30 protein-coding genes and 4 pseudogenes are annotated in these 25,375 nt (G+C 37.6%); 12 read left to right on the top strand and 22 right to left on the bottom strand.

Translation table 11 applies throughout. From position 1 onward, the window contains the following. Positions 1–334: 334 nt before the first annotated feature. The 3 genes from psiE to yrkP are packed head-to-tail and all read right to left on the bottom strand — an operon-like array spanning position 335 to position 2,777. Positions 335–751 (bottom strand): phosphate-starvation-inducible protein PsiE, encoded by a 417-nt coding sequence (gene psiE, locus P3L57_RS13035; RefSeq protein WP_083244523.1) that lies wholly within the window; start codon positions 749–751, stop codon positions 335–337. 45 nt (positions 752–796) lie between these two features. Beyond that, positions 797–2,095: a two-component system sensor histidine kinase YrkQ gene (gene yrkQ / locus P3L57_RS13040; protein WP_069487159.1), complete on the bottom strand. Its 1,299-nt coding sequence runs from the start codon at positions 2,093–2,095 to the stop codon at positions 797–799. Continuing rightward, complete coding sequence (gene yrkP, locus P3L57_RS13045) at positions 2,082–2,777, bottom strand: two-component response regulator YrkP (protein ID WP_069487158.1); 696 nt, start codon at positions 2,775–2,777, stop codon at positions 2,082–2,084. Before yrkP ends, yrkQ begins: the two co-directional genes overlap by 14 nt. Positions 2,778–3,041: 264 nt before the next feature. Between yrkP and P3L57_RS13050 the strand changes: the two genes are divergently transcribed. The 3 genes and pseudogenes from P3L57_RS13050 to P3L57_RS13055 all read left to right on the top strand — a co-directional run bounded on the left by P3L57_RS13050 (position 3,042) and on the right by P3L57_RS13055 (position 5,332). Beyond that, positions 3,042–4,241 (top strand): DUF418 domain-containing protein, encoded by a 1,200-nt coding sequence (locus P3L57_RS13050; protein ID WP_069487157.1) that lies wholly within the window; start codon positions 3,042–3,044, stop codon positions 4,239–4,241. Beyond that, positions 4,160–4,416: pseudogene (locus P3L57_RS20760) on the top strand (hypothetical protein). Before P3L57_RS13050 ends, P3L57_RS20760 begins: the two are co-directional and overlap by 82 nt. 358 nt (positions 4,417–4,774) lie before the next feature. After that, positions 4,775–5,332, top strand: coding sequence for a GNAT family N-acetyltransferase (locus tag P3L57_RS13055; RefSeq protein ID WP_069487156.1), 558 nt, complete (start codon positions 4,775–4,777; stop codon positions 5,330–5,332). 431 nt (positions 5,333–5,763) lie between these two features. On the opposite strand, the gene P3L57_RS13060 is transcribed toward P3L57_RS13055, so the two are convergent. After that, entirely contained in the window at positions 5,764–6,039 is a 276-nt protein-coding gene (locus P3L57_RS13060) for a barstar family protein (protein ID WP_069487155.1), read from the bottom strand. Positions 6,040–6,055: 16 nt separating this feature from the next. After that, positions 6,056–6,295, bottom strand: a pseudogene (locus P3L57_RS13065) (ribonuclease domain-containing protein); the annotation flags it as partial. A 176-nt stretch (positions 6,296–6,471) separates the two neighbouring features. Between P3L57_RS13065 and P3L57_RS13070 the strand changes: the two are divergent. After that, positions 6,472–6,738, top strand: coding sequence for a hypothetical protein (locus tag P3L57_RS13070; RefSeq protein ID WP_059335479.1), 267 nt, complete (start codon positions 6,472–6,474; stop codon positions 6,736–6,738). A 157-nt stretch (positions 6,739–6,895) separates the two neighbouring features. Further along, positions 6,896–6,988: pseudogene (locus tag P3L57_RS20660) on the top strand (ImmA/IrrE family metallo-endopeptidase); the annotation flags it as partial. A 368-nt stretch (positions 6,989–7,356) separates the two neighbouring features. On the opposite strand, the gene P3L57_RS13075 reads toward P3L57_RS20660, so the two are convergent. From P3L57_RS13075 to P3L57_RS13085, 3 genes are read right to left on the bottom strand one after another with little or no spacing between them, the layout of a single operon-like run. Then, positions 7,357–7,965: an ABC-2 transporter permease gene (locus P3L57_RS13075; RefSeq protein WP_069487154.1), complete on the bottom strand. Its 609-nt coding sequence runs from the start codon at positions 7,963–7,965 to the stop codon at positions 7,357–7,359. 1 nt (position 7,966) lies between these two features. After that, positions 7,967–8,827 (bottom strand): ABC transporter ATP-binding protein, encoded by an 861-nt coding sequence (locus P3L57_RS13080; protein WP_059293557.1) that lies wholly within the window; start codon positions 8,825–8,827, stop codon positions 7,967–7,969. Then, a complete protein-coding gene (locus tag P3L57_RS13085; protein WP_059293556.1) occupies positions 8,827–9,204 on the bottom strand; it encodes a GntR family transcriptional regulator in 378 nt (125 codons plus the stop codon). The genes P3L57_RS13080 and P3L57_RS13085 overlap by 1 nt, the downstream gene beginning before the upstream one ends. Positions 9,205–9,976: 772 nt before the next feature. Between P3L57_RS13085 and P3L57_RS13090 the strand changes: the two genes are divergently transcribed. Next, positions 9,977–10,093, top strand: a complete 117-nt coding sequence (locus P3L57_RS13090) for a YjcZ family sporulation protein (protein ID WP_082687868.1) — start codon at positions 9,977–9,979, stop codon at positions 10,091–10,093. A gap of 168 nt (positions 10,094–10,261) precedes the next feature. Continuing rightward, positions 10,262–10,351 carry a YjcZ family sporulation protein gene (locus P3L57_RS13095; protein WP_024122253.1) on the top strand — a complete coding sequence of 30 codons (90 nt, stop codon included), beginning with the start codon at positions 10,262–10,264 and terminating at the stop codon, positions 10,349–10,351. Between the two features lie 200 nt (positions 10,352–10,551). Here P3L57_RS13095 and P3L57_RS13100 read toward each other — a convergent pair whose 3' ends face one another. Both P3L57_RS13100 and P3L57_RS13105 read right to left on the bottom strand, forming a co-directional pair. Then, complete coding sequence (locus tag P3L57_RS13100; RefSeq protein WP_059352300.1) at positions 10,552–10,905, bottom strand: YrdB family protein; 354 nt, start codon at positions 10,903–10,905, stop codon at positions 10,552–10,554. A 66-nt stretch (positions 10,906–10,971) separates the two neighbouring features. Further along, positions 10,972–11,127, bottom strand: a complete 156-nt coding sequence (locus P3L57_RS13105; RefSeq protein ID WP_169793536.1) for a hypothetical protein — start codon at positions 11,125–11,127, stop codon at positions 10,972–10,974. 490 nt (positions 11,128–11,617) lie between these two features. Between P3L57_RS13105 and P3L57_RS13110 the strand changes: the two genes are divergently transcribed. Further along, entirely contained in the window at positions 11,618–11,977 is a 360-nt protein-coding gene (locus tag P3L57_RS13110; RefSeq protein ID WP_059293553.1) for a hypothetical protein, read from the top strand. A 75-nt stretch (positions 11,978–12,052) separates the two neighbouring features. Here P3L57_RS13110 and P3L57_RS13115 read toward each other — a convergent pair whose 3' ends face one another. From P3L57_RS13115 to P3L57_RS13135, 5 genes and pseudogenes are all read right to left on the bottom strand, one after another. After that, positions 12,053–12,454 carry a hypothetical protein gene (locus tag P3L57_RS13115; RefSeq protein WP_227492911.1) on the bottom strand — a complete coding sequence of 134 codons (402 nt, stop codon included), beginning with the start codon at positions 12,452–12,454 and terminating at the stop codon, positions 12,053–12,055. A gap of 273 nt (positions 12,455–12,727) precedes the next feature. Further along, positions 12,728–13,483, bottom strand: coding sequence for a metal-binding protein ZinT (locus tag P3L57_RS13120; protein ID WP_069487152.1), 756 nt, complete (start codon positions 13,481–13,483; stop codon positions 12,728–12,730). Between the two features lie 145 nt (positions 13,484–13,628). Beyond that, positions 13,629–13,907, bottom strand: a pseudogene (locus P3L57_RS13125) (sigma-70 family RNA polymerase sigma factor); the annotation flags it as partial. Between the two features lie 12 nt (positions 13,908–13,919). Then, a complete protein-coding gene (locus P3L57_RS13130; protein WP_059293551.1) occupies positions 13,920–15,236 on the bottom strand; it encodes a citrate:proton symporter in 1,317 nt (438 codons plus the stop codon). Between the two features lie 115 nt (positions 15,237–15,351). Continuing rightward, a complete protein-coding gene (locus P3L57_RS13135; RefSeq protein ID WP_059293550.1) occupies positions 15,352–16,221 on the bottom strand; it encodes a LysR family transcriptional regulator in 870 nt (289 codons plus the stop codon). Positions 16,222–16,363: 142 nt separating this feature from the next. Here P3L57_RS13135 and P3L57_RS13140 point away from each other — a divergent pair, with 142 nt between their 5' ends. Then, positions 16,364–17,467 carry a 2-methylaconitate cis-trans isomerase PrpF family protein gene (locus P3L57_RS13140; protein ID WP_059293830.1) on the top strand — a complete coding sequence of 368 codons (1,104 nt, stop codon included), beginning with the start codon at positions 16,364–16,366 and terminating at the stop codon, positions 17,465–17,467. Positions 17,468–17,741: 274 nt separating this feature from the next. Here the strand turns inward: P3L57_RS13140 and csn are convergent, their stop codons facing one another. After that, on the bottom strand, positions 17,742–18,578 hold the full coding sequence (gene csn, locus P3L57_RS13145) for a chitosanase (RefSeq protein ID WP_069487150.1): 837 nt from the start codon (positions 18,576–18,578) through the stop codon (positions 17,742–17,744). Positions 18,579–19,025: 447 nt separating this feature from the next. On the opposite strand from csn, the gene P3L57_RS13150 reads away from it, so the two are divergent. Together P3L57_RS13150 and P3L57_RS13155 are read left to right on the top strand one after the other, a co-directional pair. Continuing rightward, positions 19,026–19,289, top strand: a complete 264-nt coding sequence (locus P3L57_RS13150; RefSeq protein ID WP_044154430.1) for a CD3324 family protein — start codon at positions 19,026–19,028, stop codon at positions 19,287–19,289. Between the two features lie 137 nt (positions 19,290–19,426). Then, a complete protein-coding gene (locus P3L57_RS13155) occupies positions 19,427–20,251 on the top strand; it encodes an alpha/beta fold hydrolase (protein WP_044154428.1) in 825 nt (274 codons plus the stop codon). Between the two features lie 116 nt (positions 20,252–20,367). Here the strand turns inward: P3L57_RS13155 and P3L57_RS13160 are convergent, their stop codons facing one another. The 5 genes from P3L57_RS13160 to P3L57_RS13180 all read right to left on the bottom strand — a co-directional run bounded on the left by P3L57_RS13160 (position 20,368) and on the right by P3L57_RS13180 (position 24,058). Further along, positions 20,368–21,246: a DMT family transporter gene (locus tag P3L57_RS13160; protein ID WP_059293548.1), complete on the bottom strand. Its 879-nt coding sequence runs from the start codon at positions 21,244–21,246 to the stop codon at positions 20,368–20,370. A 310-nt stretch (positions 21,247–21,556) separates the two neighbouring features. After that, positions 21,557–22,117, bottom strand: a complete 561-nt coding sequence (locus tag P3L57_RS13165; protein WP_059293547.1) for a sugar O-acetyltransferase — start codon at positions 22,115–22,117, stop codon at positions 21,557–21,559. Between the two features lie 262 nt (positions 22,118–22,379). Then, positions 22,380–22,736, bottom strand: a complete 357-nt coding sequence (locus tag P3L57_RS13170) for an SH3 domain-containing protein (RefSeq protein ID WP_069487149.1) — start codon at positions 22,734–22,736, stop codon at positions 22,380–22,382. Positions 22,737–22,793: 57 nt separating this feature from the next. Next, positions 22,794–23,153 (bottom strand): SH3 domain-containing protein, encoded by a 360-nt coding sequence (locus tag P3L57_RS13175; protein ID WP_069487148.1) that lies wholly within the window; start codon positions 23,151–23,153, stop codon positions 22,794–22,796. 254 nt (positions 23,154–23,407) lie between these two features. Then, entirely contained in the window at positions 23,408–24,058 is a 651-nt protein-coding gene (locus P3L57_RS13180) for a VOC family protein (RefSeq protein WP_069487147.1), read from the bottom strand. Between the two features lie 424 nt (positions 24,059–24,482). Between P3L57_RS13180 and P3L57_RS13185 the strand changes: the two genes are divergently transcribed. Then, the gene (locus P3L57_RS13185) at positions 24,483–24,842 is read left to right on the top strand and encodes a CotD family spore coat protein (RefSeq protein ID WP_199398335.1); all 360 of its coding nucleotides are present in this window, start codon (positions 24,483–24,485) and stop codon (positions 24,840–24,842) included. Between the two features lie 201 nt (positions 24,843–25,043). Here P3L57_RS13185 and P3L57_RS13190 read toward each other — a convergent pair whose 3' ends face one another. Beyond that, positions 25,044–25,259: an HPr family phosphocarrier protein gene (locus P3L57_RS13190; protein ID WP_406795203.1), complete on the bottom strand. Its 216-nt coding sequence runs from the start codon at positions 25,257–25,259 to the stop codon at positions 25,044–25,046. Positions 25,260–25,375: the final 116 nt, after the last annotated feature.

Here is a 25,375-nt window from a genome sequence, read left to right on the forward strand (position 1 = left end):
GTAAAAAATAGAGATAAAAAAACAATAAACGTACATCCTAACTTTTTCATCTTATTTATTATGAATGTTAACCTCTTCCTTGTAAAATAAAGAAGCGATTTTCATTTCAAGACAGTTAATGCTTTGGCATCGGGACATGTCTGTTAAAGTAGCCAAAAACATTCAGATATCCACTTACAACCACAATCCACTTTGATCCACTACAGATTTCTGAACTGACATTAGACAGCTAGACTTATAAATACCGATTATCAATTTTTTTATTCTGTTCCAGTTCCCATTCACCAATTAGGACATTTCGGCGGTGTATCGGCATAAAGTGAACTAATATTTATTAATGTTCAACAACAGAATTTCGTCTAGTGGCAATAAAGAATCCACAAATCATTGCAAGAATAGCCATCGCCCACCAGAACGTTGAGATCGCCTGATCATGATCGATGATAATTAAACGAATGACAGCTGTGATGCCAATATAAATGAAGTAGCGAAGCGGGAAATGAAAGTCTGATTTGAAGTATTTGATAATCAAAGCAATGAACTCAAAGTACATGAAGAATATAAGCAGTTCTCCAAGCATCTCATAATAGCTGTCCACTTTGTTGAACAGTGACTTGTATACGAATTGCACAATGTACCATGTCTCGCTGATCAGAAGTGCGCTTAAGGCTATCGCCAGGAAGAACAGACAGACATTGAGCAGCGCTTGTAACAGGTAAGGCACCTTTTTGAATTTGTTGGAAAATCTCATCATGTTGTCTCCTATTTCAATATATTCGTGGTTTTTATTCTCAGCCTACATCTTGGTGTTCCAAAATCGCAGCACAATGTAGTACTTAGAATTCTTTTGTATACTGTGAAACTGTCCCTGCATGCGGGACATCATTCGCGCAATGCTTCTTTCACCGAGTCCGTTGCTTTCCGGTGTTATATCCGCAAGTTTAATCGTATTGCTAACATGGATCTCAAATATATCTTGATCCGATACAAACGTGATGCTGATTTCTTCTTCCGGATCTGCGTATTTAAATAAGTTTGACATCACATTATCAAATACACGACCAAGCTCCTCCAAATTCACGTTAATATAGGTTTCCGGCAGCTCGCCTGAAATATGGACCCGGAAATGCTCCTGATGAAGGATAGCAATCTGATCTGAGATTAGATCGTAGATCACTTCTTTCACTGCAATGGTCTCCAGATCGGCCTCATATTCCCTTTCCAGCAGGAAATACGCAAACAGATTGTCAGACAAGCTTTTTAATTGCAGTGCTTTATCATAAGCATTGGCTACATACCGATCTTTGCTGGTACCCGCTTCGCCTCCCTCTTTTTTGGCAAACTCCAGATTCATGATCAGCGACGTCAGCGGTGTACGCATATCGTGCGACATTTCGGTAACCAGGCTGCGGCTCTCAGCTTGCAATTCCTCGATCGCTTTAAGTTTGTCCAAGAAAGCTTTCCGCAGATCCTCAATGCTCTTTGCAATCATCGCTAATTCATCATGCCCTTTTATCGTCATCTCGTAGTCCAGTTCGCCCCCTTCAAGAATATGAATCTCTTGGTGTATCGTTTTAAGGTAGCGAAGACTTTGGCGAATGCCAAAGAGAACAATGATTAAAAAGATGACGGTTGCCCCGAGCAAATCCAATGTAAAGGCCAGATTATAATATCGGGAAGAGTAGAAACCGTCGATAATGACTCGCCCTTCACCATCTCTAAACTTGACAGGATGTGAATGATTTTGAGCGTACTGAGTCAGCTTTTCCTTTCCATAATCCGATTCGGAATAAATGGAATCATATTGCAGCTCCTGATCCTTGAATATGGTGAGGTTAATGTAATTTTCTTTTTTGACCCACTCGCCAAACGCTTTTCTATCTGATGTAGACAACTCATTTTCTGAAACGAACTTGCTGAATTTTTGAATGTATCTTGCTGACTCCTCGTGATAATATTCATCCGAACTCAGATATCCCTCGATCAGATCATCTGTGATCTTTTGCAACGTCAGAAAGATCACACCACTCACAATCGAAGCAACCATGATCAGCAAAGCCAGTTTTTTGGTTAGCGTAAATTTACGATGCGCCAAATCGATATCCTCTTCCCCATTCAGTTCTTATATAAACCGGACGTGCCGGATCATCCTCAATTTTGGAGCGCAGCTTCCGAATATGCACCATCACCGTATTGTTGGAACAGTAAAAGTAAGGTTGTTCCCAGACACTCTCATATATATTTTGGGCAGTAAATATTTTGTTGCGTTTGCTCATCAGAAGTTTCAGGATACGATATTCCAGATCTGACAGCTTGATTTGCTGCTCCTCTTTCCAGACCTCATTAAATTCTTCGCTCACTCTTAGTTTGCCCCCGATAAGAAATCTTTCTTCCTGTTCCTTCTTTTCCTGATAGATAGTATATCTGCGTAATTGAGCAATCACTCTAGCATGAAGTTCCTCTTCCGAGAATGGTTTAGTCATATAATCATCGCCGCCGGCGAGTAATCCCTCAGTTTTATCGAGTGTACTCGATCTGGCCGTCAGAAACAGAATCGGGACGTTAGAGGATTTCCTGATGTGCTGACATGTTTCAATTCCCGAAATGCCTGGCATCATAATATCCAAAATAACCAAATCAAGCGAGTCATTCACAAGTTGCAATGCTCGCTTGCCATCCTTGGCTCTTAGCACCTCGTAGCCTGCACGCATAAGGGATTCCTCCAAAAGATCACCAATATCCTGATCATCCTCTACGACTAATATTCGATGGGTCATGTCTCTCTCACCTCATGATTCTTGATGTTATTTCTCGTGTGTCCTTACTATATATCGTTCATAGTTAAGTACGTTATAAGATACTACGTAAATCTTAACAATTTATGAAAGCTGATGCCCGCCACAAACTTGTCACATTTTCTAAAAAAATGATGACTCTTCATAAATTGTTAAGATTCGGGCTTTATATTTATCCATTGTAAGGCTCAGGTTTTTCAGATCCGAACCACACATTGCAATGATAAATGGAAAAGGAGCATTGATATGACTGTACAAAAAGAAGGATACGGGCAACCGGTGAGTCTGCGGGAACGGGTTCATTTTCTGGACATCGTACGCGGATTCGCCTTGCTGGGCATTATTATTGTCAATTATTTTCTGATCGTAGATTCAGTAAAGGGATTCGAAATGACTTCCGATGACGTACTGCACAATCTGGTTTCCTGGTTTGCCGAAGGGAAATTCGTTACGTTATTCTCCTTCCTGTTCGGAGTCGGGTTTATGATCTTTATGGATCGAGCCGCGCAGAAGGTAGATAGTCCCAACAAGCTGTTTGCCCGCAGGTTATCTATCCTGTTGGGATTTGGCATTTTGCACATCACATTTGTTTGGGTCGGTGACATATTGTCCTTTTACGCCATAAGCGGCTTCCTGTTACTCGCCTTCTATAAACGCACGGCCAAAACGGTGCTTAGATGGATTATCGCACTTATCGTGTTTCAATTCCTGACTCCTGTTTTCACAATGTTGTACAATGTCATCAATACTGCAGGGCAAAAAAACCCGAATTTTTCAGAGTTTACTTTGTTTAGCCACAGCAGCCTTACCTACATAGAATCCATCAGCGCTCGGTGGACAGATATGGTCGCGATGGCTGCTAGCTCTTTCCATATGATCTATTCCATGTTTCTCATGTTTCTGCTGGGCGTGTACTTTGTTAAGATGGAATTTTTCAAAGATATGGAAGCGAAAAGACCTATATGGAAGCGTATCTGGATCATTAGCACAATCGCTTTTCTAATAACACAAAGCAGTATATTGCTAGACATGTTTAATTTTTCGAACATTTCCTCTGTCTTGGGTCAAAATGGCGGCTTAACCGGAAGTATGTTTTATATGAGCACTTTTGCAATGCTGTTTCTGTACGTTCCTCAGCTGCGAGGCCCTATGATGATATTCACTAAAGTCGGACGGATGTCATTGACCTGTTATCTGCTTCACTCTATCATTGGAACAGTTCTGTTCCTCAGGTACGGATTCGGGCTTGCGGGTCATATTCAATCTGCCGGCACGTTCATGTTCAGCCTGGCCGTGTATTTCGTGCTAATGATCTTTAGTACATTGTGGTTGAGACGGTTTAAGTACGGTCCGATGGAATTGATATGGCGCAAGCTGACGTACGGCAAAGTAAACGAGCGCTCCAAAGCAACTCCGCTGCATTCGGAAAAATCAATTCAGAAATAACCCCTTTTCCCAGATTGCACGGACTTCAAGTTAGTTGTTGACGGAAGTAGGTATTAAACGGACAGATTTGATTAGTATGGACTGGTTATTTTTATATTATTTAGTGCTTCTTTGGGCTAACTCTGACAGAAAATTCACCAGAGTTTACTCAATGTGTATAGCTCGTGAATCGTGATCGAATTTAAAATGAATCTATTGCGCATGCCTATAGTCAATGGCAACACATTCAACTATTTTATGTGATTTGTGATAGAAAAAATTTGAGAAGAATAACTAATCCCACGTAAGACACTTAATACGCTAGTGAACGATAGTAAATAAGGGTTACTTGCAGCTTGTTTTCCAAGGAAACAAAGAAAAAAATTGTGCAAAAAGACAGGAAAGAGCTTTTGCAGCAAGTATTTTAACGCCAAATTTACTGCGGAAGAAAAAGCGACGGAATCACTTTTTGTGAAAAGGGCTCGTAGAACAGCTGGAATGTTTCTACTGAACGACTGGACTCGATATTATAGCAAATGAAGGAGTGAGCAATCATGAAAACAAAAAAGGAACCAAAAGTTATTCTGGAACTAGCAAATGAGTCTGATCTGCCAGAATTCCAAAAAAAATTACAAGAAGCCTTTGCGATTGCCGTGATTGAAACGTTCGGTGATTGTGAAGATGGACCGATTCCATCGGACAATGATGTTCAGGAGTCTTTCAATGCTCCCGGAGCAGTGGTATACCATATTCTTCAGGATGGTAAGAAGGTCGGTGGTGCAGTAGTACGTATCAACAGCCAAACACATCATAATTCGCTAGATTTATTCTATGTATCTCCAGTATATCACAGCCAAGGGATTGGTCTTTCTGCTTGGAAAGCCATTGAAGCACAGTATCCGGATACTGTGCTTTGGGAAACCGTGACACCTTATTTCGAAAAGCGAAATATCAACTTCTATGTGAATAAGTGTGGATTCCATATCGTAGAGTTCTACAATGAACATCACTCTGATCCGCATATGCATCGCAATGGACGCGAAGATGACAAGCCCCTGCCGGATGATGATGACTTTTTCAGATTTGTAAAGGTTATGAAAAAAAAGGACTAAACAATTGAACACGGCGAGATGCCGCAGAGAGTTGCTGGTAACTTTTTTAAAGATGTTTGTTTGGATCCAAAAAATCCTAAAAATATATTAGTGTCAATAATTATTTTCACAGACATAAATATACTCCTAACAATGCTCGTTTTAACCAATTAATGCAAATTGTCCATGTTTATACAATCTATATTTCATTATCAGAGGAAGGTAATAATGCTGTTTAAAAGGGGTTTTGATCCCTGTCTCAAAAACAGGGGTCAGTCCCCTTTCAAGAGGGCCTTTTTTATTTCAAGAACTCTTCAAGTTTCGCTTTAGTTTTTGACTTTTAAAGTCTGAATAAACATTATTAATAAAAATAAAATACCTCAGCAGTATTCTTGAACCTAAGTAAGCCGCTAAGATTCACTTTTCAAATTCACAAAACCAAAAAAGAAAGTCTATTCTACTATTATTTTAAACTCATCCTCTAATTCCTGTTGAGCCTCTTGTAAAACATCTAATACATCATCAGCATATGAACCTAAAAACTTTTTACTTAACTCAAAATTTCTCCAGACTAAAGTTAACGGCAACTCTATCCACCCTGTAAGGCAATCCCATAAAGCGGCTAAATTTTTCCCATAGTAGTCTGGGAAATCTAATTTATCTTTTAATGCATCATGTAACCCTTCTTTATTTTCAAAGTCTTTTCCATCTACAACTATTTTTTTCATTAAAAACTGTCCTCCATTATTTTAACTTAACAAACGTTATATAATGATCTGTTGTTTTATATATTAATCCATCATTCGAATAGAGTAATCTGCCATTCCCTCTGTAACCTGTGGTATAGTTTATATCAGCTTCAGGAAGACGTTTTTCACTGTTTTTGTATATATCTCCCCCGATACTTTTACCCGGTGCTACTTACCTTTTTTGCTTTCCCATCCTAATTTTCTTGCTTCCTTTATTTATGTAATTATCCGGCACCGCCATTGATCGCCATCTCATCCATACTGAGCAACATCCCAATTTGACATTAGAGTTGCTGAACCATAGAGTACTTTCTGCCACTGTTGAACCTCTTTCACCATCCAGTGATAGCTGGTGATTAGATTTTCCGTTATCCTTTAAGAACTAATACATTTTTTAGCGGGGAGCTAGCCATGACTGAAAAATACACAACTGAAGTTTCTTTAGACTTTTTTAATGGTGATGAAACTGATTTAAAGGATACAATTGAGGAGATTAGACTTTTTGCAAAGACATATGAGAACGATAAAGTAACCGTCCTAAGTGTTACTGAAAATGAATCTTCAAAGGGAAAAAACTATAAAGTTCTTTTACAACACGAAAGAGATACAGATAATTTAGGACGTAAATATGAATATGATGAAGAAAAACTATTCGGTTTCTTTGAAGATGAAGAATAGTGAATACCACGTTAGCGCATACAAAGAACCACATTTTAGTGGTTTTTTTAAATTATTCATTTACATAACCTTAAAATCTATCTCATGATTAAACCTGCGCAAGGCTGCCCTAATTTGAATCACTGTTCTGCCATTCTCAGGAGCTTCTAAGACATGCGCAGTGCCCCGTTTGAACATGTATTACAGGAAGCTAACCCAACATTTATTTAATCAATCAGTGACAGGAAACTATGCTCCCCCCCTTTTGTAATGAATAAAGCTATCCTCATCATGCATTTACGCGTATTGAAAAATACAAAAAAAGATGTGTCCCTTCATGATCCGATCGGGCAGGATATTGATTACGAAAATAAAAATGAATAGCTGCATTCGAAAAAGCTATGTATCACTTAGAAACCAATGTTAAATATGTGGATAGCCCTTCTCATAAAAGGAGATGGGCTCTTTTTCACTTCAATATTGTTTGAATTTCGCTTTTTTGGACCATGAGTAACATCTAACTTCAAAATACATCACAAACATTGATTTAAGATACCGTTCCTTTTGCAACATATGAGAATAGGGATGATTAAACCACTCAGTAAAAATCTCTTTCTGCAGAATTTCTACACCCTTCCTTTAAAATTCTTTATTTCTATAAATACGTATCGATAGAAGCCAAGAACAAACATATAGAATTATAACCGAAAACAGAATAAACAAATAAACATTAAGATTTTGTACTGATAGTAATATTCTAATATTTTCTCTGATTATATCATTCACATTTCGGAACAAGGTATTAACTAATACCATATAAATACCAAATAAGATAAGTGAGCCTTTGAACAAATATTGGCTTTTAAACTGATAACTAAATGGAAAGATAAATGAAGCAGATACCATCACAAGGCATACGATAAATATTAGATCTATCCAGAATGTTAGTTCTCTATGAATGATCAAATTTCCTATAAAAATTGTAAGAACTACAATTAAAGTAAAAATAAGCACCCCTATATACTTTGAACTAACAATTTCCCTGCGTGTATAAGGAAGTGAATTCAGCAGAGTATTTATTCGGGCTTTTTCATCCATTGAAAAAACGTTCATTATTATGACAATACTAAATACAAAACCTGACCAGATATATGATATATTTAACGTTAAATAAACAAATAAAACCGGCAGTAATATCATAAGCGATTTCTTTTGTAAAATGATATCTTTTCTTATTAAGTGAAACACCTTACTTAGCCCCTTTCTTTGTATAGAACATCAGCTCTTCAATCGTTGGTTTTTCGATCAAAACTAAGTCACCAAACACATCTTCTATACGTGCTTTATTGGCTGCTAATGCCTCAAAACCAGCATTAGATTTCCGAATGGAGATGAACTCCTGTTCTGTATCTCGATCTAATAGCTCCTTGCCTCCTTTTACAATGGCGTACTCTTCTTGAATTTGATACGATTTCTTTGTGAAAATATGCTCGCCATTATGAATAAAAGTAATATAATCTGCAATACGGTCTAAATCTGTTGTAATATGAGTAGAAAAGAAGATCGTTTTCTTTCCATCTTGCATTATATTATGTAGTATATCTAGAAACTCCCTGCGAAATATTGGGTCTAACCCCGATGTAGGTTCATCCATAATAATTAACTCTGCATGATGTGATAAGGCTATTGATAAAGAAGCTTTCATCATCATTCCTTTAGAAAATGATTTGATTTTTTTATTTAACGGCAGTTCAAATTTTTCAACATAGGAATTAAATAGGCGATCATCCCATTTCATATAGCAGGGCCTTATAATCTCCTTCATTTCTGCTAATGTTAAATGTGCGTAGAAAATATTTTCATCAAATACAAAACCAATCCGTTGCTTTATTTCTTTTTCATGTTCTTTATGATCTAACCCAAATATTGAAATCGATCCGCTATCTGGCTGCAATAAGTTCATCATAAGTTTAATCGTTGTAGATTTACCAACACCATTACCACCGATAAAACCCGTTATAAATCCTTTTTTAACTGTCATTGAAATATCTTTTAGCTGAAAATCACCAAATGATTTATAAACATGTTTGAATTCAATAACATTTTCCACTATTCTTCCTCCCTATATAACAGTGTAAGTATGCCCTTTAATTCTGTAAGTGAGATGCCAATTTCTTTACTGTTTTGAATTGCCGTCAACAATTGCTCTTCAATTACCTTCATTTTTCTTTCTTTAATCATCTCACTATCCTGCTCCGATACAAAAGAACCTTTCCCAACAACCGAATATATGAATCCGTTCTTCTCAAGTTCCTCATAGGCACGTTTTGTTGTAATAACACTTATATCCAAATCCTTCGCTAACTGTCGCATTGAAGGTAAGGATTGCCCTGCGTGTAATTCATTGGTCAAAATATGTTTTTTAATTTGAGCATAAATTTGCTCATAAATAGGTTCTTTTGAATGATTTGAAATGATAATTTGCATATAAAACCCCACTATCATATTGTATATATACTTTATATACAATATATCCAAATGAATATCAGAATACAACTCTTTTTTAATCCAATCCTTCGAGTTTATCGTTTGGTTAAGTGTTGGGCTATAATGCTTCATTCACTTGTAAGGTGCATTTAATCGTTGCCAAGACGACAGAGGGATAGTTGAGAAGGTTTATTTCTTCACAATTTATATTTAAATTGCTAATGATGTATAGATAGTTAATTATGTATACACTCCAAATCAGAAAGAAACACATATTATAAGAATTAGGATAAAATTTTTAATAATGTACACATCCATTTATAGAGATAATAGTGGTTCGGTCATGTAGTTCTCATGATCAAAAATTTTCTTTAAGGAGTGTAACAGCCTGGGATATACAAACAAAAATAAGCACCCCCTACATAACATCCAAGCAGAGGTGCATATAAAAATGAGCAGGTATATAATTTTGTGCCAATGTATTTTCTCGTTTTTTTGCTGCGTGGGCATAATGTTTTTTTCTTGGCGGCACTTGTTTTGCATGAGATGAGCCTGATTTCCCGCCCGGCGCCTTCCATTCTGCTTCAATAGCGGTTTTAACCTTTCTCCCCCGTGCCACTGACAAGATGCGATGTGGACATACTTGCCGTCCCTATCGCCTCTATTTCAACTTAGACTAAAAAATCATTTTAAATTTCATTCAACTAGCATCCCTATCGAAGTAATTCGACCCGCATATCATGTACTATCTCTTTTTAAGGGAGGTGGACATATGGGATACTCATATGGTTATGGTAACTCCTTTGCATTAATCGTGGTGCTATTTATCTTATTAATCATTGTGGGAGCAGCTTTCTTCGGAGGCTATCCAGAAGGCGTTCCTATTTAATTGATATGTAGGAGTACCTCCATGTTGTTTGACGCCATAAGAAACCTTTATGGCGTTTCCGTTTATTTTTTAGACAAAAAATTCATTTTTTCTTATTTAGACGTCAATCTATGTCGAAAACTATCGTTTAGCATATCTTATACTATCCTCACTAAAGGAGGTGGACATATGTCTAATGGTTACGGTAGTTCCTTCGCGTTAATTGTGGTGCTATTCATCTTGTTAATCATTGTTGGAGCAGCTTTCTTTAGATATTAAGTTAATAGACTAACTCCTCCGCAGCGCACCTCCCTGTTCGGCAAAACGCCATAAGAAACCTATATGGCGTTTTGTTATGTGATTAACTCACCATATGCTGACAAAGTTTCTGAACCAAGGAACTATAAAATACCAATCTTCATCTTTCTGAAGCTCTATGAGCTTTTTTTAAATTGTCCACAGTTTTAGCTTAATATAATTTATTGATTTAGAAGCCATTTTATACGCCCAGCTGAAGTTATATAGTGTAGCAATATAAGACAAAAAAAGATGATACAAACTGTTTTTAAATTACTAAAATAAAGCGCTGCAACAGCCATTGTAAAGATCAATAATTCAATAAATAATCTTATAACCCCGTTCACGGCTATTACAGTTTGACCGCTTCGGCTAGGATCATTGGGCACTGCAAACACGGACCAGATAATCATAACTGCAATTGGTAAAACTAAAGTTAAAACATATTTTAAAAAACCATTGAAGTGAGTCCAAGCAAACACACCTATGAAAATCAATGCCGCAACTTCAAGTGAAAATCTTAGAAGTAAATTCATTTGACTCAGTTTTTTTCAACTCCTCTGTATTAAAAAGCACCCCGCAGGAGATGCTCTTTCTGCACTTTATTTCAGCATATAAAAACTTTTCTGTTCTTCTCCTTTTGGTTCTCTTTGAGTTTTTGGAGAGTTCACCTCCACTTTTGAAGATATGATACCGACTACTGCTGTTACTAATGCTCCGATTAATGCAACAATTATAAGTATAGTGACATATGACAACTTTTCTCCTCCTATCCAGATAATTATCCAAATAATCAGGAAGTTGTCTACAATTCGCAAAATTTGTCGAACGAAATTGTTGAATAATACACGATTTTGTTGTGAAAATGAATTCAACATTCCGCTTACATCACCGAATTCCTAATAATTCCTCCCAGCTGAGTTGGAGTCAGATGATTAAAATGTTCTCCGAAAACTTGAAAAAGTGTTCAAGCATGAAGCAAAAAAAGGACTGAACGATCCTGAAACGTTCCTTGCAGAAAAGACGGAAATTAGATAAATAAACGCAGCTAGTTTATTATTATTGATTTCTGTTTATTTAATTCTGTTTACTAATAAGATTTAGATTCTCATTTATAAAGTGATTTTTGAACAACTTAGAAACCCTTACAGGGCATAGGTTTTTGTTGTTTTTCTCATTTATATTTTCATGTAGGTCTCTTTTACATTATCATATATAAAAATGAAAATTACATAAGGAGCGTTTATTGTGAAGAGAACCATTGAGTTTGTTTTAAGTTTAATAGGGAGCAGATTGGGTGTTGTAGCATCTATCCTAGCTTTAGGTATCGCTTACCTTGATTTATTTTTTCACTTGATCAGATACTTTGATATGACAAGCGACCTCCTTGTTGGGGCATGGGGATCTTTGATCTTTTCATGCATTGGGTTTACCGCTTCAATTGTTGTCTTATTCAAACCAAAGTTGAGCAGTGTTTTACTTTTTATCTCAGGGATTGGAGGACTTATATGTATTGATTGGTTTTACTTAATACCAGCTATACTTATGATGATCCCTGGAATCATGGTGTTTGTAAGGAAAGGAAAAACTGCTCCTAAAGCAATTTAGAGCAGAGTATAATTCGACCGAACCAACTGGCGGTTCTGTTAGTGTATAGTCATATTTCAAATAACCTAATTGTTATTATTGAACAGTACCATAGTCAAAATCAATATCTTTCTTGTCTAAATCCCCCTTAACATTTTTAGCATAGGTCATGGTTAAATGTACGCTTTTATCTATCCACCAAGTTCCATCATCAGTATTTGTATCCCAAGTAACATCTATATCTCTGTTAAAATTCTCAAAAAACACCAAATCCCCAACAGCTACTGTTTTTCCGTTGATTTTGTAATATATTAAAACAATTTTCTTATCAAATATACCTGTCCCGTGCTTTACGATTGTTAAACTATAAGGCTTGTTAGGACATTGCTCTTCAAGTATAATTTCAGGATTTAAAAATAAAACATAACAGATGAATAAAATTGGAACAATCATTAACCTTTTTAATAATTTTTTATTGATATTAAACCCCTCCAGCAAGAAAACTCCGTTTAACAATCCATTTCATTTGGGATACACCCCTATCTTTTGAACGTACTCAGGCATAGGCAAAAAAATAAAGCGTTTCATTTCGTATTATAAGGCAGGGATAGGGTAAAACGTGAGAAATGTAAAGAGGGCAAAAAGCTGCTGACGAGGAGTCAGCAGCTATACATGCATCTATCTGTAGAAGTCCTTATCAATAATAATATATTCAATATCAAGTCCGTTATTTCCAATTGATGAGGAAACGCTCAAGGCCAAGGGCCGTTTTTAATGCGCCATCATCTCATGGGCAATATCGTGTCCATCCATTTTTGACGGGTAATAGGTAGGCCAGTTTTTGACTTCATCAAGTAAAGCTTCACGGTCGTCACCCCAATACAGATGGTAATGGCTGGATTTAGTCGGATAGATACTATGATCACTAAACTGAATATACCGAGGAAGTCCTTCAGCTTCTTTAGCAAGTTTGAATATGTATCTTACCCCTCTATTGCCCGCATCATATGTTAAAATTTCGTACCCGTCATACGTATACTTACCAGAATATTCTTTTCCATTTTTGAAGAACGTTACAGTATCTTTCTGAATTACAATACGCTCAACATCTGTTTTATACCCTTTTTTATAATACTCTTTATATTCTTCAGCTGTCTTGTCGCCTTCGTGTTCCGATTTATATGAAAACACTTCGTCAAGAGTACCATCTTGCAGGTATGGATATACAGATTGCCAATCTCCTTTCCAATCAGAAAGTGAGCGATCCTTTACTTGGCTGTTTTTAAAATAGCCTTCATAAATTTTTTCTGTTTCTTCATCATGTGCATGACTATGATCGTGAGAATGTTCGTGTGTATGACTTTCAGATGTTTGCTCTTGCGTTTTAGAAGAGTCTTCTTCAACTGCTGAGGATGATGTTGTTTTATGAGACTCACCTTTAGATGAACCGGAAGTCTGACATCCTGCCAATACGAGTAATGAACCAATAGTTAATATACCTAACCTCTTTGCAAATAAAATCTTCATTCCAACACTCCTTTTTCATTAAATCGAAAACGTTACGATTTATATTATACATATATCCCTTGCAAACATCAAAGGGAAAATGCTCCTCATATGACTGAATCGTATCTGGCAGCTGATGGCCAATTTCATTAAAAAACTGACTTTGTCAGTCAGTTTCCTTTACAATACAAAAGTCTACGATATTTCCATATCGATCCGCTTCAATATGACAGCAACCTTCAAGCAGCTGTTTTAATTTTCCCCGTCCGCGTTGTACCCTTGATTTTGCGCCCGAGTAAGAAATGCCGAGCTTTTCACTTAACTCTTTTTGTGATAACCCTTGAAATTCAGTCAGTTCGAGCGCCTCTCGATACTTTTCCGGCAACCTTTTGATGGTCGAGCGAATACAAACCGCTGCTTCCTCTGCATTGTCATCAAAATGCAGAGGAGTGTCTCTTTACAAAATAGTGATAGCCCCTGTAATTATTGCTAACAAAGTAATAACTAAAGATGTAATTACAGCCCACTTAACGGCAAACCTTTGAAAGGATCCTAAGTCAATTTTAAGCATACTTACTAACAGTAGTGTTGATGCAACTAATGGACTCATCAGATGAACTGGCTGCCCCATTATAGAAGCCCTTGCAATTTCTACTGGTTCTATACCATATGCTGAGGCAGCTTTTGCAAAGATAGGTACCATTCCAAAGTAATATGCATCATTTGATAAAACAAAAGTAAACGGAATACTAGTGAGTGCTACAATACCTGGGAATAACTGCCCCATTGATGAGGGGATGATGGATACTAATGATCCTGCTATGGCATCCACCATCTTTGTCCCGGATAATATACCAGCAAATACTCCAGCTGAGAATACCAATAATACTACAGTAATTGCATTACCAGAATGCTCGGCGATTCGCTCCTTCTGCATCTTTAAATTCGGATAATTTATAGTAAGGGCAAGAACAAAACCAATTAAAAATAAAACGGATGGATGCTTAGTTCCAAGCACAATCAACACCATGATACTTACAACAAGGAATAAATTGAGATATATTAAGCGTGGTCTTTTCAATTGCTCGCCATCCAACGTAGCTGCCATATAAGATTGAGAGCTGTCTTTTGTTATATTTCTAGGCTCTAATTTAACGATGCCTATTCGATTCCTTTCTTTCCTGCCCATTAGAAAGGCCAGAAATATTACACATGCAATTCCTCCAATCATGGTCGGAAGTAATGGCACAAAGAAATCTGAAGGATCTAAACCTAGCACTGAAATAGCTCTTGTAGCTGGTCCACCCCATGGAGTCATTCCGCTAATGATACTCAACGACAGCATTGCTAATGTCGCCATAACCATGGGATTCATACCAATTCTTTTATACAAAGGTAACATTGCTGAGACTGTTATCATATAGGTAGTTGTACCGTCTCCATCTAAAGCGATAAGCATTGCCAATACGGCAGACCCTATCGCTATTTTCACAGGGTCTCCCTTTACTATAGATAAGATTTTTTTTATTAGTGGATCAAATAAACCTGCATCGATTAAAATTCCGAAAAAAAGAATTGCAAACAACAGCAATGCCGCTGAACTTGCAACTGTTTGTATTCCTTCTAAAATCATATCACCAATATCCTTACCAAAACCTCCAATAAGAGCAAAAACAATAGGAGTGATGGTTAAGGCAACAATAGGCGAGACTTTCTTTGTCATTATTAATATTGTAAAAACAGTTACCATCAAAAAACCTAAAATAGTAAGCATATTACACCTCCATGAATGCGCTCTCAAATGACTTTTTGATTAACATATCCTATACGGTGTAATAAGTTAAATAAATATTTTTTTACTGTGTTGCAAAAAAAATTCTATGATCATATTAAATGGTTACCATTTGTTCACCCTTTAAGAAATCAATGAATGCTTTAACGATTTTGATTCCTAATGATTTTTGATCGTACATTAGCCAAGTATCTCTCATTAATGGCTTACCCTTAGCATTATATAGTTCCATTGTGTACAAATGATCAGATTCCCGCAGGCAAATTTCTGGTGCTATGGAGTAACCAAGACCATGCTTTACCATCTCTTTGCAAGTCTCTTGTCGATCCACTTCCATTGCAATGATGGGTGCTTGTTTTAGATTAGTATGCACCCAATCATCTATTATCGTTTTTAAAGAAGCATCCGTTTTATATTTGATAAAAGGTAAAAAAGGAAGTTGATCTATCGTTATTGGTTTTTTTGAGATGATATGTAATTTTTCCCGTGTCAGCCGTTCCTTCTCCCCTTTCCAACGATGGCTTCCTCTCAGTATACCGACTTGTACAATACCAGCATCTAATAATTTCATGACATCTGTACTCCAGCCTGTTTGTACACTATATTGGACATTAGGATACATAATGGAAAATTCCCTTAATAACTTAGGGAGCTTATATTGAGCGAAATTGCTTGAAACCCCCAGTCTTAGATGTCCTTGCACCTCTTTGCTTAGATTAGAGATATTATCTTTGGTATCTTGGAGTTCCTGTAACATTCTTCTTGCATAAGAAACTAAGTGTTCTCCTTCCGCAGTAAAGGTAATTCCTTTATGCCTTTTGGTGAATAATTCAATTCCGAAATTCTCCTCAATCTTATTCAACCGATAAGTGATGGAAGGCTGTGACGTAAATAATCGCTCTGCTGTTTTTGTTACACTTTGTTCTTCGTAAAGAATTTTCAATAAAATCCAATCTTTTTCATCCATTTTCATCTTCCTTTCTAGTCATTCTTTCACAATTATAAAAGTTTTTTTATTGAATATTAAGAAAATTTATATTTTATTTTCATCTTTTTACCTTCTACACTAAAAAACATAAAATACTACCTTTAGGATGAGGATGATGAAGATGGTTAAGACGAACGTAACAATCATGAGAGGCGGAACAAGCAAAGGCGTTTTTTTCCATGAATCAGCTATGCCTAACAATAAAAACGAATGGGAGCCCTTTTTGCTTGATGTCATGGGAAGTCCTGATAAAAGACAAATAGATGGTTTGGGTGGCGGTAATTCCCTTACTAGTAAAGTGGCAATAATAAAGAAAGCATATACATCGGATATTGATGTTCACTACACGTTTGGTCAAGTCAGTATTTCGGAAAAAAAAGTGGACTTTAAGGGGAACTGCGGAAATATCTCCGCTGCTGTTGGTCCATTTGCTATCGAAGAAGGACTTGTAAAAGCGACAGAACCAATGACTACGGTAAGGATACTGAATACCAATACGAATAAAATGATCATTGCGGAAGTGGAAGTGGAAGACGGTAAGGTCAAATATGACGGAGATGTTACTATATCTGGAGTACCTGGATCTGGATCTCCAATCTATTTAAACTTTCATGATGCTGCTGGTTCAGTCACTGGTCATTTATTGCCTACTGGAAATAGTTCGGAGATTTTAGATACAAGTCAAGGTCAAATAGAGGTGTCTATTATCGACTATGCAAATCCATTAGTTTTTGTGGAAGCGAGCAGTATCGGCCTGGATGGAACAGAACTTGCAGAAGAATTTACTGATCTACAGCTGGCTCAATTTGAAGAATTAAGATCCATTGCTGCAGAGAAATGCGGCTTTGCCAATCGATTTTCTGCTACAAAGTTATCACCAGCTGTCCCCAAACTAGCTATAGTATCAAAACCAGAGAAATATAAGGATAGTACAGGTGCTTGGCATTCAAACGTTGAGATGGACTTACACATTAGGATGATGTCCATGCAAAAGCCTCATCAAGCACTAGCTGTCACTGGGGCGGTATGTACAACGACAGCACTTTCAGTGGAAGGTACAATCCCTGCAAGAATAGCAAAAATCCATTCTACAAAGGTGCGACTGGCTCATTCTTCTGGTATCATCGAAACAATGTTGGAGCCCTCTGGTATAAAAATCGTCCGTACCGCACGACGTATTATGGACGGAGCAGTTTATACACATGGTGACTATCAAATGATGTAAAGGTGGGCTCTGTAATAAGCTCCCCTTTACATATTGCAGCTTCTTTCCTAAACTGTCTGCTTCAAAAATTTTGAGGATTTGGACCCAGCAGTCTACCCAAAAACCGAACCGGACACTAAACCTGATCCATCTGGATAATTACCCCAGAGGATACCAAAACCTAATCGTTATAGAGAAAATTGAATACTTTTTTACTGCAAATAAAAAAAGATACCAACATCTTTGGTATCTTTTAGATTTAGTTCATCTGTAGCGGTTTCTTTTCACTCTCTGCTTAATTGATTACAAAATTACCGTATTCCTTTGAACGAACATGAATCGGTCCGTTTAAATTATAGTTGTTCTCCTTGGCGACAGAGCGAAGCACGTCCACACGGGCAACCGATTCTCTCCACTCATCACGGGTATCCGGATCTGCTGGATTCATCAGGTCGTCATAGCGCACGTCCAGAAATTTATTTAACCATTTCTTCTCATCTATTCCGTCTTTAGGTGAGCCCCCCGCTTTTTTGTTCGTGCGTTTGATCAAGGCATAAAAGGAGTCGGGGTCATCACCATCACCATGCTGAATAACTGTATCGTACATCACAGCTTTTGCCAGTGCCGTTTTCAGTCGGGCATGATCGGATCGTTTCATGGCAGGCTGATAATACAAGCTGTCATTTACTGCGTCTTGAGCAGCGCGGAATTCCTTATCATTTCCAAGCGACTCCCAGACGGAAGCGAATCCCTTGAGATTGCTGATGTCATCGCTTTCTTCTTTGGCCAGACGGCGCAATTCAGGCAAGTACTTTTTCAGTTTGTTATTCGGTACCGCCTTTGTGTATACTTCCACTACTTCCAATGCATCCCCGGTAGCCGTTGTAAAGCCTGCCCGTCCGCATGTATAGCCTCTTCCATCACCCAAGGGTTCCACATATCCGTATTGGATTTCCGTCGTGCCGTTTTCAAAGATACTGGTCAGCTGTTCCGCCCGGCGCTTTTGATCCTTATTCAGTCCCGCCGCAAAAACCGTTTCACTCATCATCAAGGTTAAAAACAGGGTGAAAACAAGTGATGAAATCGCTGCTTTCTTCCAGAAACCCGTTTTTTTCTTCAAACTGATTTTCATTCGATTACCTCCTACTAAATATTGTAAATGCAGACACAGTATACAGCAAGGGGCTGCTCTATTGTTGAAAATACATCGTTTTGTCAATATTTTGAATCTAAAGTAATAATAAAAGGCTGGCAGCTTAAATCTTACTCTTTTTTTATTGCCAATCAGCCTTAGCCCCTCTCTCTCTGGGAGAATCCCTTTTGCTGCAACTTTATTTAACAAAATGCAATAAGACTTTAATCTATTTTATAATGGAAATGATCATCGAATAGTTGGGAGGTGATGAAAATGGCAAGTAAGATAAGAATGCTAGATTCCGCAACGTCCCATGCAAAGCCTATTATTGGAAAGGCGATACTTTGCATGGGGTAGACTTTCTAAAAGATCGCCCAAGTAAGCTTTTCTGATATAGTGGCTTTGCACCTTATTTGGCTATAAAAAAATAAGGAGCTGGCAGATATGGCATATGTAAAAGCAACCGCTATTTTACCTGAAAAGCTGATATCAGAAATTCAAAAGTACGTTCAAGGAAAAACAATATATATCCCTAAGCCTGAAACCTCTCATCAAAAATGGGGTGCGTGTTCAGGAACAAGAAAACTAATCGATGACAGAAACACTTCTATTAAAAAAGCATTTAAAAACGGCAAAACAATTAATCAATTATCTGATGAATATCACCTCTCTACTGAAACAATAAAAAAAATTGTCTACTCTAATTAAACAAAACGAAAGCACTGATGAAATGTAATCAGTGCTTTTTGATATGGCGAGTTTATTTCTTAGTTATTTTCTGCATATGATACCATTGGCCAATTGTGTAAAGTTAAGGGAGATGAGAAGAAAGGAAGGATTTACAAATGAATATAGTAAACAATGGAACATTGCAAGTACCTGGAGCGAACATCCACTATAAAGTGCGTGGCACAGGTCCAATCATTCTTTTGATCCATGGCGGAGGCGGTGATGCCGACAAGTTCCATCATGTTGCAGACCATCTGGCCAACTGGTACACGGTTGTTACTTACGATCGCCGAGGCCATTCCCGCAGCAATCTCGCCAATCAGACTGAGGATTACCGTGTGGAAACACACAGTGATGACGCCCACCGTCTTCTCGCCAAACTCACCGACAAGCCGGCATACGTATTTGGAAGCAGCTCCGGCGCTGTTATCGGGCTTGATCTGTGCATACGCCATCCCGAACAGGTAAGTGTCATGATCCCTCACGAACCAGTCTTATTGCAGTTTTTAAATGGAAATGAGCTGAAACAAGCCAAGCAATTCATGGAAGACCTTAAGAAAAATCACCGGAATGAGGTCATTACATTATTGTCAAGTTTAGAAACAGACGAACAATCAAAGGATGTGCTGACAGAGCGGCTTCTCGGTAATTCAACGTATTTCACTGAATATGAAATTCAGGGAATTCTCAACTATACATTAGATATCGAAGCATTAAAGATGGTGTTTACATCTGCTCCGATGAAGGTACTCCCAGCTGGCGGAAATGCTTCACGGGATTTTTTTCCTTATCGTTGCGCAAACGCCTTAGCGGAACAATTGGAAACGGAAATTGTTGAATTTCCTGGAAACCACGCAGGTTATAACACAATGCATCATAAAGAATTCGCTGAGAGGTTACACGATATGTTAGAAAATAAACATAGGACCATGTACAACTAACTTTATCGGAGGAATTCGCAAGAGCGTTTTTTACTCTTTAGCTATTTTTGTTATATGATCTTAAAATAAAAAAAGAAACCTTTGGATTTTGTGAATCTGCAGGTTTCTTTTTTTATTCATCTACTTTTTTCCCGGATAACTAATAGCACACCAACTAGAATCAAAGTTGAACCTGCCCAGAAGGTTCCGCCTATACGTTCTCCTAACAAAAGCCATCCGAGCAATGTTCCAACGAGAGGCTGAAAAAAGAAAAATAAACCTCCGCTTGATGCATTCAGCATTTGTATTCCGCGATTCCAAAGTATAAATGCACAAGCTGTTGAAACAATCCCCAAGTATAATAGCCCGCCCCATATTGTCGGATGGGCCAGCTGCGAGAAATGAACTTCATTTACGTTCATCCATACAAAAGGAGTCAAAATAATCATGGCAACCAAGATTGAGTAAGTTGTCACCACAATGGGAGAATAATGATTTGGAACACGTTTTAAAAGAACAGACATCAGCGCCCATGTTAAAGCAGCAATTAGCAGCGAAATTCCGCCCATTTGATTCGTCATGTCAATGTGACCGTTCCCGACAATCATGAAAACGCCGATAGTCGCCAAAGCCACAGATATTCCCTTTTTTACATTCAACCGTTCTTTTAGCAAAAGCCTAGCAAAGATCACCATAAATGCAGGTGTGGAAGAAGTAATAATGGCTCCCATTTGTGCCGAAGATAGGTTAGTGCCGACTTCCTGTGTAACGATTGAAATTGTATTCCCGATGATCCCAATGGCTATGATTAATAAAAGGTCACGTTTGTGAATTCGCCAGGATAGCTTTTTTACCAAACCGATAATGAGCAATGCGAGAATTGCTACTGCATACCGCATCCATACCAGCTCTAATGGGGGTATAACCGATACGACAACCTTTACGACAACGTACATACCACCCCAAATGCTGGCGGCTAAAGCCAAATATATAGAACCTAACAAAGTGTTTTTCATTTTTGCACCCTCCGTTTTTCATTTAGGTCAATAAATGCCCCTAACGGAGAGAAGTAGTCACCTTACTCCACTAAGGGCGGAGAAGTGCTACTGGTACATCATTTTCAAATAATGGAGCCCAGAACATGTTTATTCACCTCTGTCAAAAAATGAAGGTATTGATAGTTTAAAAGAAAAACGTAATGAAGTAAATGAGAGAATCTAATCTGCTTGCCAGTTAAATCATAATTTCTTCGTATTTATGTATTACCTTCTATACGTTTTTTTGTCATTAAAACATGATGAGTTTTTTGAGGATATACCCTATCAGCTATTCTACAATCCGCTTCAGTATCTTCGCAGGATTTCCACCCGCCACGACGTTATCTGGTACATCCTTTGTGACAACTGCAACCGAAGCGATTACAACATTATTGCCGATTTTTACCCCTGGGTTAATAACAGCTCTCCCGCCAATCCAGACATTATGACCGATTATGACTGGAATTCCGTATTCCGCTCCCGATATTCTTGTATGTGCATGGAGCGGGTGAGTCGCAGTATAAATATGAACTCCTGGTGCAATAAAACAGTTATCCCCTATTCGAATCTCATGAACGTCAAGAAACACACAATCAAAATTAGCAAAGAAATTTTCTCCAACGTGTATGTTGTAGCCATAATCACAACGAAATGTCGGCTCTACGTAAACATGTTCCCCAGTAGAACCAAACAATTCTTTTAATAAACGGGTTCTTTTCTTGCTATCCGTTTCAAGTGAATCATTAAACATTCTAGTTAATCTTCTAGCATTCATTCTTTCAATTCTTAATTCAGGGTCGTCTGCGTTGTAAAGTTCGCCATCTAACATTTTTTGCTTTTCAGTTTTCATGATGTAATCTCCTTAGCCTTTTCACTATTCATACTGCTATATTCTAACTTGTATATACAAGTTAATTCAAGTTTTCAGAGTACCGATAACATGTTTTTTATGCTCAAGCCTCTCCTCGATCTGCTTATTAAACGTCTCAGCTGTTCTGGCAAATCCAAATATATAAACATAAAAAACCATACCGATAATACTTGGTATGGTTTCTTTTAAGTAGGCCACCTAAGAGAGGGCCGGTTATCTCAATATTACTTTTGATCCGAAGCTAATTGCATTTGTAACCGACAGGGCCGTCTGAACCTGTGTATACATATGTGTCAGAAACATATCCAATATTCACGATCCCCCGGGAATCTTTCCACTGGATTTGATCCCAAATATTACTCGTTCCATACTTCCCGGTAACAGTCGTTCCATAAGCATAGCAATAGTAAGGAACACGTGAGCCGCTAGGAATGGAAAGCATAATAGGATAATTTGTACCTGGACCGCTGCGCATATTGACAGGCGCACCGCTGCTTGTTGAGACAGTAAAGTACTGAACTGCAAGTGCCTGACTGGAAAAAATGAACAATGATGCAATCATAACGGTTAACATACTCAACGTTTTCCGTTTAGTCAATTGAATCCCTCTTTCTATGAAAATATCACTGTATTAGTTTTTTGATTGCAGCTAAGACTACCAGCTGCATTTAGGAACAACCGGACCGTCTGAGCCTGTATACATATATGTATCAGAGACAAATCCAGGAACGATCTCCCCGCTGGCAAGCGTCCGCTCTGTGTAATTCCAAATATTACTCGTTCCATACTTCCCAGTTACAGTTGTACCGGTTTTGTAGCAATAGATCGGGATGCGGGTTCCGCTCGGAATGGTCGTTACAATCCCCCAGCTTGTACCTGGGCCGCTGCGCATATTGACAGGAGCACCGCTGCTTGTTGAGACAGTGTAATACTGAACTGCTTGTGCATGACTAGAAAAAATGAAGAATGACGATACCATAACGGTTAACAAACTTGCTATTTTTAGCTTTCTCAACTTATACTCCTCCTCATCATAAATGTCATGCGTCTGGCTTTCTTACATTCAGTTCAGGAATGATTCGGCAGACCACCTTCTCCCCTTTCGTTTACATATATTGATATCATATTACCATCAAACAGGTATATGAGAAGTGCCATTATTACTGAATTTTCAGACAGGATAGAGGATAAAATTTGGGAATATAGGAATTGCAATGTAATCCGAAATAATGCATGAAAGATATGTCACACACCAATTAAAAGCGATTTCTAATCAAAATTTTTGATGATCCCTCGGTCAGTTTCTATCATGAGTGGTGCATCTATACTGTATTTATTCGAGAATATCCATCTTCTCCCGACGGGACCTAATAAAATATAGACTCCTATTTTATACTCCCCCATGAACAGTAAATGATTTTTTGAGAAAGGTTCAGCATTTCTTTGCCGAATTCCCAGCTTTAAAAGGTAATCAAAACATTCTTTAACATGATTTGTAGATAAACCAACCTCGCTTATACCTATTACATTGTCGGGCGTGAATACTTTTGACTTCGTTTCCGGAGAGGTTTCTAATCGAGAAATAAACTCAACAATATTACCTGCAGGGTCTTCAAAATATATCGATCTTGCCTTTGCATTTGCAAAATACGCTTCATCGTCACCATCTTCTTCAAGTAAATCAACCTTCTTTTTCAGCCATTCTTTAGCTTGTGCGAAAATATTCGAATGGATATTAAACGCAAAATGATAGTAATAGCGATTCGCTTCGTCTTGGTGCAAGGTTAAAATGCTTTCTCCCACTTGAAATATGGCTAATGTATCAGTTAACGCCAGCCTTTTAAATTGAAGGATATCTTTATAAAAGCTTACAGTTTGATTAAAACGAGAAACAAATATTTCAAGATTTTTTATTTTCACTATTTTCACCCCCCTCTCTTAATATATCTAAAATGAGAAACAAATTCTTTCTACATTTAGCTTATTTAAGCTACATCATTAGACTGAAAAATAAAGAACCACCTGCACTTGTTTTTCATCCGCATTTCGTAACTTTAAGGATATGCCTCTTCTATCAGCCAGCAGCCGTAGGATCTCCAATTTTATAGCTTCAGTCACATTGTTATCTGAAACCACTTTCTGAACTCGTCATCAATTTCATGACTTACTCGTTCTAGTTTTTTAAATCAAAATAACAGAGAACTTTGCCCCCTTTCTTGTCATGTGTATCGACATCCTAAAATAATAGCGGATTTTTTATAATATGAGTTTCTTGTCTAGGACAACCTTTTTTCTTCATCATAACTTATATAGTAAGACAAGATTTTTTGAGAGGGTGATTTTGATGAGCTGCAGCAACGGTGGGTTTAGAAGTGTGGACGAATTCATGTTCGGCTCTCGTCGCGGGAACAACGGTACCAATAGCTTCAATGGCTTCAATGGTTTTAATGGGGGCAATGGAGGCAACAATGTAGAAACAATTGTTTCTCCCACAAGAAATGTTGTAAATACGACAACCAATGAACGTACTGTTAGACGTGTTCAGCCGACTCACATTGTTAATGTTAATAGAAATGTTACAAGAGTAGAAAATTACTATCCAGTGACACAATCTGCAGAGAATGAAAATATCGTTGAGGAATATGATTGTGGAAGTGACTTAAGAAATCCATGCTGTAAACCAGTAAAAAGATGGAATAGGTAATCATTCAGTAAAGATTCATTTTAGGCATCCTTATGGATGCCTTTTTTATTACCCTACCCTTTCAGATTTTCGGCTTTAAAGTGGAGAGAAATGAGTTGGTTTCTTTTGAAGATAAGCAGTTAACAAAACGCTCGTATAAAAACGGGAGACCTTGGATCTAGCCCCTGAAAATGACAATAAAAAAAGGGAAGGTTTTCTTCCTCATTTCTTTATGAATTTGTTTTTTTGCAAATGATATTCTATCGCTTGTAAAGCCTGATACTCGTCAACGCCATTAGCTCTTATCTTCATGTGGGTATTAGGTTTAATTCCTAGTGACATCACATCAATGAGGGACTTGGGTGTATTTTTCAGATCGACAGATTCCCCTAGATATTCAAGATATATACTGGAGCTGAATTGACAAGCCGCACGCACTAACAAGGCCGCTGCACGGGCGAAGCCTGTACTCCGATAATTGTATACTGTTTTTCTATCATTCTCCCTGCTCCTTAGGCCTGAAAATTCCTTAAAGAATTGGAATAGGCCAGTTT

This window comes from Bacillus sp. B28, assembly GCF_029536185.1.
Lineage (GTDB): Bacteria > Bacillota > Bacilli > Bacillales > Bacillaceae > Bacillus > Bacillus halotolerans.